The 12,427-nt window shown below is 66.9% G+C and carries 12 protein-coding genes; 8 read left to right on the forward strand and 4 right to left on the reverse strand.

Annotated elements, in window-relative coordinates; genetic code table 11:
• Positions 1–85: 85 nt before the first annotated feature.
• Positions 86–1,090: an AraC family transcriptional regulator gene (locus tag ACIGJC_RS16705; RefSeq protein WP_483713099.1), complete on the reverse strand. Its 1,005-nt coding sequence runs from the start codon at positions 1,088–1,090 to the stop codon at positions 86–88.
• Between the two features lie 348 nt (positions 1,091–1,438).
• On the opposite strand from ACIGJC_RS16705, the gene andAc reads away from it, so the two are divergent.
• From andAc to ACIGJC_RS16740, 7 genes are all read left to right on the forward strand, one after another.
• Positions 1,439–2,716 (forward strand): anthranilate 1,2-dioxygenase large subunit AndAc, encoded by a 1,278-nt coding sequence (andAc, locus tag ACIGJC_RS16710; protein ID WP_483713100.1) that lies wholly within the window; start codon positions 1,439–1,441, stop codon positions 2,714–2,716.
• Between the two features lies 1 nt (position 2,717).
• On the forward strand, positions 2,718–3,194 hold the full coding sequence (andAd, locus tag ACIGJC_RS16715; RefSeq protein ID WP_483713101.1) for an anthranilate 1,2-dioxygenase small subunit AndAd: 477 nt from the start codon (positions 2,718–2,720) through the stop codon (positions 3,192–3,194).
• Positions 3,195–3,205: 11 nt separating this feature from the next.
• Positions 3,206–3,538, forward strand: a complete 333-nt coding sequence (gene andAb, locus ACIGJC_RS16720) for an anthranilate 1,2-dioxygenase ferredoxin subunit AndAb (protein WP_483713102.1) — start codon at positions 3,206–3,208, stop codon at positions 3,536–3,538.
• A 15-nt stretch (positions 3,539–3,553) separates the two neighbouring features.
• Positions 3,554–4,777, forward strand: coding sequence for an NAD(P)/FAD-dependent oxidoreductase (locus tag ACIGJC_RS16725; protein WP_483713104.1), 1,224 nt, complete (start codon positions 3,554–3,556; stop codon positions 4,775–4,777).
• A 76-nt stretch (positions 4,778–4,853) separates the two neighbouring features.
• Positions 4,854–6,239: an MFS transporter gene (locus ACIGJC_RS16730; protein WP_483713105.1), complete on the forward strand. Its 1,386-nt coding sequence runs from the start codon at positions 4,854–4,856 to the stop codon at positions 6,237–6,239.
• Positions 6,240–6,253: 14 nt separating this feature from the next.
• Positions 6,254–7,171 (forward strand): dioxygenase family protein, encoded by a 918-nt coding sequence (locus tag ACIGJC_RS16735; RefSeq protein WP_483713106.1) that lies wholly within the window; start codon positions 6,254–6,256, stop codon positions 7,169–7,171.
• A 148-nt stretch (positions 7,172–7,319) separates the two neighbouring features.
• A complete protein-coding gene (locus tag ACIGJC_RS16740) occupies positions 7,320–9,038 on the forward strand; it encodes an amidohydrolase (RefSeq protein ID WP_483713107.1) in 1,719 nt (572 codons plus the stop codon).
• A gap of 262 nt (positions 9,039–9,300) precedes the next feature.
• Here the strand turns inward: ACIGJC_RS16740 and ACIGJC_RS16745 are convergent, their stop codons facing one another.
• Together ACIGJC_RS16745 and alkB are read right to left on the reverse strand one after the other, a co-directional pair.
• A complete protein-coding gene (locus ACIGJC_RS16745) occupies positions 9,301–9,789 on the reverse strand; it encodes a GFA family protein (protein WP_483713109.1) in 489 nt (162 codons plus the stop codon).
• A gap of 97 nt (positions 9,790–9,886) precedes the next feature.
• Positions 9,887–10,558: a DNA oxidative demethylase AlkB gene (gene alkB / locus ACIGJC_RS16750; protein WP_483713111.1), complete on the reverse strand. Its 672-nt coding sequence runs from the start codon at positions 10,556–10,558 to the stop codon at positions 9,887–9,889.
• 207 nt (positions 10,559–10,765) lie between these two features.
• Between alkB and ACIGJC_RS16755 the strand changes: the two genes are divergently transcribed.
• Positions 10,766–10,900, forward strand: coding sequence for a hypothetical protein (locus ACIGJC_RS16755; RefSeq protein ID WP_483713112.1), 135 nt, complete (start codon positions 10,766–10,768; stop codon positions 10,898–10,900).
• 88 nt (positions 10,901–10,988) lie between these two features.
• Here the strand turns inward: ACIGJC_RS16755 and ACIGJC_RS16760 are convergent, their stop codons facing one another.
• Positions 10,989–12,410 (reverse strand): flagellar hook-length control protein FliK, encoded by a 1,422-nt coding sequence (locus ACIGJC_RS16760; protein ID WP_483713114.1) that lies wholly within the window; start codon positions 12,408–12,410, stop codon positions 10,989–10,991.
• Positions 12,411–12,427 lie beyond the last annotated feature (17 nt).

A 12,427-nucleotide genomic window follows, 5' to 3' on the forward strand; every position in this document is an offset into this window, starting at 1 on the left:
GCGGTTCTCGGCGACAAGGGCCTCAAGAACACCGCACCGCGCGTCCCGGCATCGCTGCTCGGCGACCTCATTGATCAGAGGTTCCCTAGATCCGCTTTTTTTGCGTGTCGCTCGGCAACTCGTTGAAGCGGGCAGAGTAATAGGCAGCGAAGCGGCCCAGGTGTCCGAAGCCGAACGCCAGCGCTGTTTCAGTGACGCTGGCGGACGGATCGAGCAGCAGTCGCGCGCGCACCGCGTCAAGGCGTGCATTCCGCAGCAGTTCCATTGGCGGGATGCCGAAATGGCGGCGGCAAAGCGCATTCAGCGAGCGGCCGCTGACGCAGGCGGCGCGGGCCAGGTCCTCAAGCGAGACCGGCGCGCTCAGGTGCGACTCAATGTATGCGATGACCGCATCGATCTGCCTCGTGCCCCGGGCGGCACGTTCCGGCAGGGACGCGATGTCCAGTGCAGCCTGCATCGGCAGTGGCAGTGGCGTAGTGCTGTCGGGTCGGTGCAAGAGCAGGAACAGGGCGAGGCTTCGCTCCAGATGGCTCGCCCAATCGGCATGAACGGTGGAATCCGGGCAGGCGAGCAAGTTCAGCAGCGAATGGGCGATCAGTTCCCACTGCGCTTCCAGCGCGCGTGGAAGGAGGAATCCGGATGCGAGTGGGGGCCCACCCGTCGCAGCGCCGTCAGCCTCGAGAAGGAGGCTATTGGGTACCCTGACGATCAGCTGCTGATTGCCTGGGCTCCACCGCAGGCGTATGCGTTGCTTAGGAGAGAGCACGGCGGTGCGGCCTTCGGCGACCCAGAGCCGTTGGCCATCGCATTCAATCTCCGCGCCAGCGCCGAGCGAGGTATGGACCAGTGAGAAATTTTCGAACGGCCGCGCCGAGACTTCGACTTCGGGGCCGTAGCGCAGCGAGTAGATCTTCACTCGGCCCAGTTCGCCCTTGAACATGGCGGCATCGGGAGCGCCGGATTTCCATCGCAGCACATGGTCGGTAAGTTCGCGGGCGACATGGTCGTGCGCCTCCACTCGCACATCCGACCGGAACAGCGGATTGCTATAGAGCGGGGCAAGTACGGAAGTCCGTGGTGAAAGGGGCATATTTGTCTCCCTGGTCGGGCCTTGCTGAGGCTTCCGTCATTCGCGCACCGCGCTGATACCGCCGTGTAGCCCCGATCCAATCTGCAGGGGTCCGCTGCCCCTTTGGTGCGTTTCATATTGCCATAGCAACGACCGCATGGATAGCACACGCGGCAGGCGCGCATGCGGTTCCTTCCGATATCGGATAGCCGGGCAATGGCTCGGCTGCCATTTCTGGATAGGCCGCGCGATTTCGCCGGAAGCGGATCGGAACGCCGTGAAAGTCCACCGATTCCGGATAGTGCCATGGGGTAACGGATTCCTACACTCCGTCCATCCCCAATGCGCAACGATTTCGCGGAGACAGCGATGTCAGACTTCCCACGGATGGCCGGCAGCACCGGCGACCGGAAAGTGATTTTTCCCCAGCCCGACGGCTCATGCGTCCCCTACAGCGTGTTCAGCTCGCAAGAGGTCTATGACCGGGAGCAGGAGCGCATCTATCGCGGGCCGTACTGGAGCTTTGTGGCCCTGGCCTGCGAGATTCCCAACCTCAACGATTTCAAGAGCACCTTCGTTGGCGATACGCCGGTGGTGGTAACGCGCACGGCGAACGGCTTTGCGTGCTGGGTCAACCGCTGCGCGCATCGCGGCGCGGTGGTGTGCCGCGAGAAGCATGGCAACGCCGAGTCGCACACCTGCGTGTACCACCAGTGGAATTACTCCTGCGAGGGCGACCTGCAGGGCGTGCCGTTCCGGCGCGGGCAAAAGCAGGGCACCATCACCCTGACCGGGATGGCCAAGGCCTTCGATCCGTCGCAGCACGGGCTGCAGAAGCTGCGTGTGCAGGAATACAAGGGCCTGCTGTTTGCCACCTTCAGCGACCAGGCGCCGCCGCTGGCCGACTACATCGGCCCCGAGATGCGCCCCTGGGTGGACCGCGTCTTCCACAAGCCGGTCGTCTATCTGGGCTGCACCCGCCAGTACTCGAAGTCGAACTGGAAGCTCTACTTCGAGAACGTGAAGGATCCCTATCACGCGAGCCTGCTGCACCTGTTCCATACCACCTTCAACATCTTCCGCGTCGGCATGAGCGCGCGCTCCATCCCGGACGCCACGCACGGCCTGCACAGCCTGATCACGGTGACCAAGCCGAAGCAGGACACCAACACCGCGGTGGCCTATACGGACCAGAAGATCCGTTCGATGCAGGACGGTTTTGCGCTGGAGGATCCATACGTCCTGGGACAGATCTCCGAGTTCGAGGAGGACTGCACCAACCACATCCAGCCCATCTTCCCGCAACTGGTCATCCAGCAGATCCACAACACGCTGGTGGCGCGCCAGTTGCTGCCGAAGGGGCCGAACAACTTCGAGCTGGTGTTCCACTTCTTCGGCTACGAGGACGACACCCCGGAGCTGCGCGAGCTGCGCCTGCTGCAGGCCAACCTGGTGGGGCCGGCCGGCTATATCTCGATGGAAGACACCGAGGCCACCGAGCTGGTGCAGCGCGGCACCGTGCGCGACGGCGACAAGACGTCCTACATGGGCATGGGCCTGGATGCGCCGGAGCAGACCAACAGCAATATCACCGAAAACCTGATTCGCCGCTTCTGGGCCGGATATCAGCACGCGATGGGGTACTGAGATGAAGAATGACCTGCAGCTCTGGATGGAACTGAGCGCCCTGCAACACCGCTACGTCCATGCCATCGACAACAACCTGCTGGAAAGCTGGCCGGCCTTCTTCACCGAGGACGGCACCTACACCATCATCTCGCGCGAGAACGCCGACCGTGGCTTGCCCGCGCCGATCATCCACTGCCGCAACCAGAAGATGATGCGCGACCGCATCGTCGCGCTGCGCCACGCCAACATCTATGAAGCGCACGGCTATCGCCACGCGCTGGGCGGGCTGGTGATCGAGGCGGCGACTGACGAGGAAGTGCGCACGGTGTCGAGCTATATCGTGGTCAATACCGGCGCCGCGGGCGACTCCTTGGTGTACCAGGCCGGCGTGTACCGCGACACGGTCGTCAGGCAGGACGGCGCCTGGCGCTACAAGGAAAAGCGGGTCGTCTACGACACCTCGCGGGTCCAGACCCTTCTGGCCACGCCGATCTAGGAGTGCATGCAATGAGTACATGGCATGACGTCGGCGCGGCCGACGAATTCATCGAAGACGAACCGCGCGCCGTCGAGGCGGCCGGGGTATCGATCGCGGTCTTCCGCGTGGGCGAGGAGCTGTTCGCGCTGCATGACCTGTGCACGCATGAGCGCGTGCCGCTGTCCGAAGGCTTTGTCGAGGACGGCTGCGTCGAGTGCCCGCTGCACCAGGGCCTGTTCGACCTTCGCACCGGTGCACCGCGCAAGGCGCCGTGCGTGACGCCGGTCCAGACCTATCCGGTGCAGGTGGCGGACGGCCGTGTGCGGATCCAGGTGCTGCCGCAACCGGTCGTGGTGTCCTGAAGGCGGGGAGCAGTCATGAGCACGGATCCGAGGACGATTGTCATTGTCGGCGCCGGCCAGGCCGGCGGCTGGGCCGCACGCACGCTGCGCAGCGAAGGCTTCGGCGGCAGGGTGGTTCTGATCGGCGACGAAGGGCACCCGCCGTATGAACGCCCGCCGCTCTCCAAGGCCGTGCTGGCCGGCGAGGCCATGCCTGAAAGCGTGCATCTGCTCGATGCCGCGACGCTCGCGTCCCTGTCGATCGAATGGCTGGCGAATGCGCGCGTGGCGCGGCTCGGCCGCGCGGCCAGGCAGATCCAGCTTGCCGATGGCAGCACCATCGCCTACGACAAGCTGATCCTCTGCACCGGCGGGCGCGCGCGCATGCTGGACGTGCCGGGTGCCGACCTGCCCGGCGTGCACACCTTGCGCACCATCGACGATGCGCTGCGCCTGGGTCCGGCACTGCGGCCCGGTGCGCGCGTGGCGGTGGTGGGCGGCGGCTGGATCGGCCTGGAAGTGGCCGCCACCGCGCGCAAGCGCGGCGCCGAGGTCACGGTAATCGAGGCCATGCGCAGGCTGTGCGAGCGCAGCGTACCGGCGGCACTGTCCGAGCACCTGCTGGCGCTGCATGCCGCGCGCGGTACCGAGGTGCTGCTCGATACCGGCGTGGCAGGCATTTCGGCGATCGCGTCCGGCGGACTCCGCGTGGCGCTGGCCAATGGCCGCGAGATCGACTGCGACGCAGCGGTAGTCGGCATCGGCCTGGTACCGAACGACGAGCTGGCGCGTGCGGCAGGGCTGGCTTGCGAAGGCGGCGTGCTGGTCGACGCGCAGTGCCGCACGTCCGATCCCGACATCTTCGCAGCCGGCGACGTGGCCGTTGCACGCAACGGCTGGGCCGGGCGCAGCATGCGGCTCGAGTCGTGGCAGAACGCGCAGGAGCAGGGCATTGCCGCGGCAAAGGCCGCGCTCGGGCACGCGGTGCACTACGACCCGCTGCCCTGGTTCTGGTCCGACCAGCACGACACCAACCTGCAGATCTACGGCGTGCCGCAGCCATCCCACCAGGTGGTGGTGCGCGGCGATCCGGCCAGCGGCAGTTTTGTCTTTTTCTACCTCGATGGCCACTGCGTGACGGCCGCGCTCGGCGGCAACGCGGCGCGCGACCTGCGCTTCGCGCGCCGCCTGATCGAGCAACGCAAGCCGGTCAGGCCGCAAGACCTGGCCGACCCCGCCGTATCGCTGGCCAGGCTTTGACGGCTGCCGCCCCCGCAGCCAAGGCCTGCAAGCAGACACGGGCAAGCAGTCAGAACATAAGGAAACGGAGGAGACCATGCGACAAATCGACATACAGAGAATGGCCGGCGAGGCCAGGCTCAATGCTTTTCACTACCGCGTGCTGATCTGGTGCGCGCTGATCATCATCTTCGACGGCTATGACCTGGCCGTGGCCGGCATTGCGCTGCCATCGATCATCAAGGAGATGGGGGGCGGGCCGACCCAGGCTGGCTTCCTGGTCAGCACCGCTCTGTTCGGCATGATGTTCGGCAACATCCTGCTGGGCACCATTGCCGACAAGATCGGCCGCCGCTGGGCCATCGCAATCTGCATCGCGCTGTTCAGCGTCTTTACCGCCGCCGCGGGGTTATGCAAGGACCCTGTACTGTTCGGCGCGGCGCGCTTCCTGGCCGGGATCGGCATCGGCGGCGTGATGCCGAACGTCATCGCGCAGATGACCGAATACGCGCCGCAGCGCGTGCGCAGCACGATGGTGACGCTGATGTTCAGCGGCTACTCGGTTGGCGGCATGCTCGCGGCGGTGCTGGGCAAGGGCCTGATCGAAAGCTATGGCTGGCAATCCGTGTTTATCGCCGCGGGCCTGCCGTTGCTGCTGATCCCGCTGGTCCTGAAGTCGATGCCGGAATCCGTGCCGTTCCTGATCCGGCGCGGCCGCACGGATGAGCTCAAGCGCCTGGCGCGCAGCATCGATCCGGCCTACCGGCCTGGCGCCGACGATCGCTTTGTCATCGCCGGTGCCGACGTATCCGCCAGCGCGCCGTTCCGCCAGCTATTCCAGCAAGGCCGGGGCCCGAGCACGCTGATGTTCTGGCTGTCGTGCTTCATGTGCCTGTTCATGGTCTACGCGCTCAGCTCCTGGCTGGCCAAGCTGATGGCCAGCGCCGGCTACAGCCTGGGCTCGGCGCTGACCTTCGTGCTGGTGCTCAACCTCGGCGGCATGGTCGGGGCCATCGGCGGCGGCTGGCTGGCGGACAAGCTCCATATCAAATACGTGCTGATCGGCATGTACCTGATGGCCGCGGTGTCGATCACCCTGCTGGGCCACCCCATGCCGACCGGCTGGCTGTACCTGATGGTTGGCCTTGCGGGCGCATCCACCATCGGCACGCAGATCGTCGGCTGCGCCTATGCCGGACAGTTTTATCCCATCGGCATCCGCGCCGCAGGTATCGGCTGGACCCTGGGCATGGGCCGTGGCGGCGCCATCCTGGCACCGATCGTGATCGGGGTGCTGGTCGGCATGGGGCTGCGGCTCGAGCAGAACTTCATGGCCATCGCGGTGCCCGGGATGGCGGCGGCGCTGGCCGTGCTGATGATCCGGCACGCGCGCTCGGCGTCGGTCGCGGCCGAACCGGGCAAGGCCACGGCCGACGCCGAGAGCATCGATATTCCGCAACGTCGCGCAAATTCCCACATTTAAGGAGAGCACTCATCATGGCTGAATACACCCCTTCCGAACTCCTGGCGCTGGTCAACAGCAGCCAGGTCGGCGCAGGCGATGAGCGCGTGCGCGCCATCACCGCGCGTATCGTCGCCGACCTGTTCCGCACGATCGAGTCGTTCCAGGTGACGCCGACAGAATTCTGGTCGGCCATGCAATGGCTGACGCGCCTGGGCCAGGCCGATATGGTCGGCCTGATCACCGCCGGCCTTGGCTTCGACCGCCTGCTCGATATCCTCGAAGATGAAGCCGACCAGGCCGCCGCGCGCGCCCAGGGCACGCCGCGCGCCATTGAAGGCCCGCTCTACGTCCCCGGCGCGCCGGTGGCCCAGCGCGAAGTGCGCCTGGATGAAGGCAACGAGGGCAAGGGCGAAGTCCTGGTGATGGAAGGCCGCGTGCTGGACCTGGAAGGCAAGCCGGTGCCGCACGCGAGCGTCGACGTCTGGCATTGCAACGAACTGGGCCGCTACTCGCACTTCGACCCGGCGCAGCCCGCCTACAACCTGCGCCGCCGCATCGAGACCGATGCCGAAGGCAACTACCGCTTTCGCAGCTTCCTGCCGCCGGGCTACGCGATTCCGCCCAACAGCCCGGTGTCGGAACTGTTCGCGCTGCTGGGCCGTCATGGCAATCGCCCGGCCCATATCCACTTCCTGGTGGCGGGCGGCGGCAAGCGTGCGCTGACCACCCAAGTCAACATCCCCGGCGATACCTTCCTGGACGACGATTTCGCCTTCGCCACGCGCGATGGCCTGGTCGTGTCGCTCGAGAAGGTGGAGCACTCGACCGAGTACGCCTCGCTTGGCGTGACAGGCCCGTTCACCCATGTGCGCTTCGACTTCGTGCTCCAGGATGCGCGGAACGAGGCCGAGGCGATCGCCGCCAGCCGCTACGCCACCGGGGCGGCCTGAAGGGCAGCGCCACGGTTCGGTCGATCCCTTCGTGAATATAGTTGAAATATAAATAATCGTAATCTAAATTAAACCACGAAGGGCCATCCAACGGGATGGCCCTTCGTGCCGGGCATATGCCAACAAGAAAAAAATAGGGGGAGCAAGAATGAAAATCAGCGGGAGCAGGAAAGTGCCAAGCTGGCTCGGCATTGCGGCCATCGTGCTGCCACTTGTGGGGTGCGGGGGCTCCGAGCCTGTCGCCGATACGGTCTACACCAACGCGAAAGTCCTGACAGTGGACGCCGCCAATACCGTAGAACAGGGATTCGCCGTCAAGGACGGAAAATTCCTGGCGGTCGGATCGCCAGATGAATTAGGCAAGCATATCGGTCCCGCTACGCGTGTGGTCGATATGGGCGGACGCACCATCGTCCCTGGCCTCAGCGATGGCCACCTGCATGGCGCGGGCGGCGGCCCGGGCATCGACCTGTCGCGCACGCGCAGGATTGACGATGTGCTGGCTGCGATTCGCGATGCCGTTGCCAGCCATGCGCCCGGCGATCTGCTGCAAAGCAACTCCGACTGGCACGAGGCCCAGTTGAAAGAGGTTCGCCTGCCCACCCGCGCCGAGCTCGACGCGGTGGCGCCGAACAACCCGCTGGTGCTGCACCGCGGCGGCCTGACGGCCATGCTCAACAGCGCGGCGCTGGCCAAGTGGAATATCACCGAGAGCACGGTGTCGCCCGACGGCGGCATCATCCAGAAAGACAGCAACGGCCAGTTGACCGGCGTCCTGATCAACAACGCGCGCTCGCTGATGACGCTGCCCGTGCCGCCAAAATTCGACGCCGCGGCCCTGGAAGAAATGCAGCGCAAGCTCAATGCGCTGGGCCTGACCAGCGTGCGCGTGCCGGGCATGTTCACGGGCACCGATGTGCCCTCGGCCTACGCTGTCATCCGCCAACTGCAGGGTGCAGGCAAGCTGAGCCTGCGCTTCCAGCTGCTGCTCAACGCCATGGCGCCGGTGAACTCCGCCGCGCAGGTCAAGTCGATCATTGCCTCGGCCCAGCTGCCGCCGGGCTCTGGCGACGAATGGGTGCGCATCTGGGGCGCGAAGACCTCGGTCGATGGCGGGTTTGAAGGCGGCTATATGAGCCAGCCTTACAGCGAGCCTTATGGCAAGGGCGGAACGTTCTTCGGGCTGCCGCTGGTTTCGGGTCAGGCGTATCAGGATGTGGTGGGTGAACTGGCCCGCAACAAGTACCGCGTGGCTGTGCATGTGGTTGGCGATGCGGCGCTGGACCAAGTTCTGGCAGCGTGGGAAGGCCTCGACAAGGCAAGCCCAGGCGCCGTCAGAGGTTGGACAATCGAGCATGCATTCGTGGTTCGCAAGGAGCAGCTCGACCGAGTACGCGCCTTGGGCGCGAGGCTGTCCGTGCAGGCCCACCTGTACGTTGCCGCACCGGTGCTGTCGAAGTACTGGGGGCACGATCGGGCAGAACACGTGACCCCCGTGAAGACCTTCATGGATGCTGGCTTCCAGCTCGTCGGCGGCACCGATTCCGCAAATATGCCGGTCAATCCGTTCTGGGGGATGTATCACTTCATCACCCGCGACACGATCACCGACGGCGTCTATGGTCCGGACGAGCGCGTGGGCCGCGCCGACGTGCTGCGCATGTTCACCATCAACTATGCCGACCTGAACGGTGAGGCCGATAGCAAGGGCTCGATCGAAAAGGGCAAGCTGGCCGACTTCGTGGTGTTGTCGGGAGACTATCTGACGGTGCCCGAAGTTGACATCCAGAATCTCCATGCCGTTGCCACCTATGTGGGCGGCCGCCAGGTGTACCGCGACGCGAGCACTTCGGTTCCGGCCTTTTAGGGGCGGTGATCCGGCTTCGGTGCGCCATATCGCTAGCCATCGCCGAGGCCTTGCCGCGGTTCAGCGGCAGTTCAACATGCCCGCTGGGGATCCGGTCGGCGATTGGGCAGGATCCCCTCGCACGTCGCGTTCGCGCAGGCGGTGGTAGTGGTCATGGGACCATTCCAGCGTTTCGAAATCCGTGTTGCTGCCCAAGTCCGCGCCGGAAGACCGCCGCGCCGAGCAGCACCGCCAGTCCGGAGCCCCAAGGTGACGGATGACCTCAGGTCGACAGCAGGCCGTGCCGCCGATGCCATGCCTGCAGCGACTCGGCCGGCCAGGTGCCGCAGTGCACGTGGCCCTTGCCGCGTGGCACGTCCACCCACGCCGGAACGAAGTCGAGCCCGGCTTCCACCACGTCGGGCGGTTTGGGCAGCGGGGTGTCGATGGCCGACGCGTGCGGATGGACCAGATGAGGCCAGCGCGGATCGAACAGCCACAGCGCGCTGCCGCACCTGACGCAGAAATGCCGCTGCGCCGGCGAGCGCGTGGCGCGCTTGCCGGGCTCGCGCATCACCGCGTTGTAGATGCCCAGGTACTTCTTGCCGCGCACGCGCAGCGTCGTGGCATCGCCGCCGAGGTTGATGGCATAGCCGCCGCTGCCCGCCGTCTTGCGGCAGATCGAACAGTGGCAGTGCATGAACGGATACGGCGAATCGGACTCCAGCGAGAAGTGCACGGCGCCGCAATGGCACGAGCCTTCGAGATGCATGGTATGGCCTCCAGTCGAGCGTCGCGGGATGCCATTGACTGTAGGACATTACGCCCGCCGCAAACCGGGCGATATGCGCTCGCGGTGGCTGCGCGGCCTACAGCGCCCGGCGGAAGGTCAGGTTGATCCGTTCGTGCCCGAGCAGCGGATGGTCGCCGTCGGCCAGCGGCGCCACGCCATGGAAGGCCAGCCGCGCGGGGCCGCCCCAAACGACCACGTCGCCATGCGCCAGCCGTGTACGGATGGGGCGCTCGGCGCGGCGCAGCCCGCCGAACAGGAACACCGCCGGCAGGCCGAGCGAGACCGACACGATTGGCGCGCGCAGGTCGCGCTCGTCGCGGTCCTGGTGCAGGGACAGGCGTGTGCCGGGCACATAGCGGTTGACCAGGCAAGCGTCCGGCGCAAAGCCCGCAAAGCCCGCTTCGGCGGCGGCGCGTGCGGCCAGGTCGAGGAAAGTCGCTGGCATGGCGGGCCACGGCGCGCCGCTGAGCGGATCGAGCCGGTCGTAGCGGTAGCCGGTCCGGTCCGAGACCCAGCCGGCCTGCCCGCAGTTGGTCATGGCCACCGACATCTGCAGCCCGCCCGGTGTCACCATATGGCGCCAAGGGGCTTGCCCGACGACGTTCGCTACGTCCCGGAGCAGCTGCGGAGCCAGCGCGCGCGCAAAGCCGCGCAGCACGGCGGCGCCGGCCGCCAGCGGCTCGGTCACGCCAGCCGCGTCACGGCCTTCGCCGGGGGCATCCAGGTTGTCGAAGAGGTCGAACGTCATGGCATGGGACAGGGCAGGGCGCTACGCGGGCATTATCGCCCCGGCGCCTGCGCGGCGCTCTCGGCAGTGTGGCGCCGTGTCGCGCACATTGGCAGCCAGCGCGATTTTCCTCCCTCGAATCGGTGAAATCAGGGTTTATACTTAGCTCACTTTTCCCAAATTCTCGCCGCATCGCGCCAGTCCGCGTCCCGGTTCCACGGCCGCATCATGAAACGATTTCTCGCCTTCAGCCTTGTCGCGTGGCTCTCTGCTGCCTTGCTGATCCTTGGACGCGACTCGGTTGCGATGATTGCACTGAGCGGCGTGGTCGCCCTGGCGGGCCTGGATATCTTCCAGCCCTGAGCCGGGACCCGGCAGCACTTCGCATCATGACAAAGGCCGCCCGAGAGGCGGCCTTTGTCATGGCAGTGGCGCGTGAAGCGCCTGGCAGTCAGGCAAACGTATCGACCTCTCCCTGTGCCGGCACGCGTGCCGGACGGGCCGGTGCGGCGATGGGTGCGGCCCGGGAATCGCTAGCAGCCAGGTTCACGCCGAAGCCCGGCTGGCCACGGCCGTTGCCGGCCTGCTGCTGTTGCGGCTGGCCATTGCCGGGCTGGCCGGCAAAGCTGTCGGCGCCCACCGACGTGTGGCCGAGCTGGATGCCGCTTTCCGACAGCGCGGTGCGCAGGTGCGGCAGCGCGGCTTCGACGGCGGCGCGCACAGCCTGGTGCGGCGAAACGAACTGCGCCTGGGCCTGGTCGTTGACCACGTTCAGTACCACCTTGAGCGGCCCGAGATCGGGCGGATTGAGCTGCAGTTCCGCGCTCTGGCTGCCTTGCGTGGTCAGCCGGATCATCTGCTGGCCCAGCGCCTGCGGCCATTGCGTATCGTCCAGCGGCGGCGCCACGACCGGGCGCGCGGCGGCTGCCACAGCGGCCGGTGCGGCCGATGGCGTCTGGTTTGCCAGCGCGGCGGCAATGGCCGTCGCGGCGCCATCGCTCTGCGTGACCGTTGCGGCATCGCCGGTCCTGGCGGCGACCTGCACCGGCGTGAACGGGGTGGCGGCGGGTTTGCTGTCCTGCCCGATGCCGTCCGCCTGCGCCAGCGCGGCATGGTGCGGGTGGCCCGTGCCGGCCTGTGGCTGGCCATCGCCGAACTGGCCGGCGTGGCCCTGGCGTGCATCGCCCATCGCATGCAGCGCCGTGCTGGCCGTCGTGGCGGCCTGGGTGCTGTCGGTCGCCGCCGCTTGCCCCGAGGCGCCCGGCAGCGCGGCGCGCTGCGACAGGATGTTGGCCAGCGTGTCGGCGGCGGTTGGCGTGGCAGTCGTAGCGGTGGCGTCCTTGGCCGATGCCTGGATCGCAAGCTTGCCGGCGGCGTCGGCATTCACATCGGCAAGTGCCGCGTTGGCCGCATCGGCCGGCACGGCAGCGGGGGCTTGCAGCATGGCGAGGCCGTTGGCGCCGGCGGCACCGGCCGCGGCGACATCCGCGGCGCCGCTACCCGATGCAGCAGCGGCCGGGGCGGGCGGCAGCAGGGCGGCCAGCGCCGCGGCGGCAGCGCCAGCCGCCTGGCTGCTGCCGTCGTCCTTGTGGTCCTGGTCGTCATGGTCCTTGCGGCGGCCCGTCGGCACCGGCTTGCCCGCGGCTGCGCGGGCCGCGTCGGCGGCCTGGCTGTCTTTCGACGGGGAACCGCCGGCAGGCTGCGCATTGTTCTGCGCATTGCTGCCCGAATCCTGGCGCGGCTCGGGGCGCGCGTTGTCCTGCGCGCGCGACAACGCGCCGCTGAAGGCAGCGTTCCCGGCGTCTGCCGTCATGCGGCTGGCGGGGTCTGCCTTGGGGGTGGCGTTGCTGACGAGCTGACTGATATCGATCATGGATGAAGGCTTGCCCT

Source organism: Cupriavidus sp. C3SS-1 (genome assembly GCF_057073755.1).